Genomic DNA, 1,570 nt, shown 5'->3' with positions numbered 1-1,570 from the left:
CGCCACCATGGGCAATATCACGGCGAGCTACAACAGCGGGACCGGGGTGATGACCCTGACGTCGTCCGGCGCGAGCGCCACGACGGCACAGTGGCAAGCGGCGCTGCGATCCGTTACGTACACGGATACGTCGGACCTGCCGAATACCAGCAACCGCACCATCAGCTTCACGGTCAACGATGGCACGACCGACAGTGCCGCCGCCACCAAGCTGGTCAGCGTGGATGCCGTCAATGACAATCCGGTCAACGCCGTTCCAGTGGCCCAGAGTGTCGATCAGAACAGCGCGCTGATATTCAGCGCCGGCAACGGCAACCTGATCTCGGTCAGCGATGTCGATTCCGCCGGCGGCGCCGAACAAGTGACGCTGACGGCAACCAACGGCGTGATCACGCTCGCCGGCACGTCGGGCCTGACCTTTATTGGCGGCTCCGGTGCGGGTGACGCCACCATGACATTCAGGGGGACGCTGGCGGACATCAACGCCGCATTGAATGGCCTTGCCTATACGCCTACGCCCGGTTATCACGGCGCAGGCAGTATCCAGATCACCACCAATGACCTGGGGCTGACGGGCTCCGGCGGCGCCAAGACGGCTACCGATACCATCGCGATCACCGTCAACAGCATCAATCCCGTCGTCACCAACGTCGATGCCCTCACCGCCAACGGCACTTACAAGGCTGGCGATACGGTCAGCGTGGTGGTGACGTTCGACCAGGCGGTGACCGTCGACACCACGGGCGGCACGCCGACCCTGCTGCTGGAAACCGGCGCGGTGGACCGCAATGCCACCTACGTCTCGGGCTCCGGCACCAATACGCTCACGTTCCGCTATACCGTGCAGGCCGGCGACAGCAGCGCCGATCTCGATGTGGCATCGCCGGCCGCGCTGGCATTGAACGGCGGCGTGATCACCAACAGCAGCAGCGACGCCGCGGTACTGACCCTGCCCGCCGTGGGCGGCGCCCATTCGATGGGCGGCCAGCATGACATCGTGGTCGATGGCATCGCGCCGACCGTGGCGACCGTCAGCGTGCCGGCCAACGGTACCTACATCGCAGGCCAGAACCTCGATTTCACCGTCAACTACAGCGAGGCCGTGGTGGTGGACACCACCGGTGGCACACCGCGCATCGCCGTGACGCTGGACACCGGTGGCACCGTCTACGCCAGCTACGTGTCCGGCTCCGGCACCAGCGCCCTGACATTCCGCCTGACCGTGGCGAGCGGCCAGCGCGACAGCAATGGCGTGGCCGTTGCCTCCGCGCTGGATCTCCACGGCGGCACGGTGCGCGATGTCGCCGGCAATGACGCGGTGACCACGCTGAACAGCGTGGCACCCACCGCCGGGGTGCTGGTCGATGCCGTGGCGCCGTCAGCGGTAGCGGTCATCGCCGCGGACCCGATGCCGACCGCGGGCAACGCCGTCCACTTCACGGTGACCTTCAGCGAGAACGTCACCGGCGTGGATGTGAGCGATTTCGTCTTGTCGGGCACCGGCACGGCCGCTGGCCAGGTTGCCTCGGTGACGCAGGTCGATGGGCATACCTATAGCGTGGTGGTGAAC

The 1,570-nt window shown here is 66.2% G+C and carries 1 protein-coding gene; it reads left to right on the top strand.

Annotation, left to right across the window (positions count from 1 at the left end):
* A partial coding sequence (locus AC1DS3_RS38495; protein WP_477129347.1) for a beta strand repeat-containing protein occupies positions 1-1,570 on the top strand: 1,570 nt, incomplete at both ends.

The sequence above is a fragment of the Cupriavidus sp. 01L46 genome, from assembly GCF_056399905.1.
Note: the sequence above shows the minus strand (reverse complement) of the source record. Positions and strands in the feature narration are given on the sequence as shown.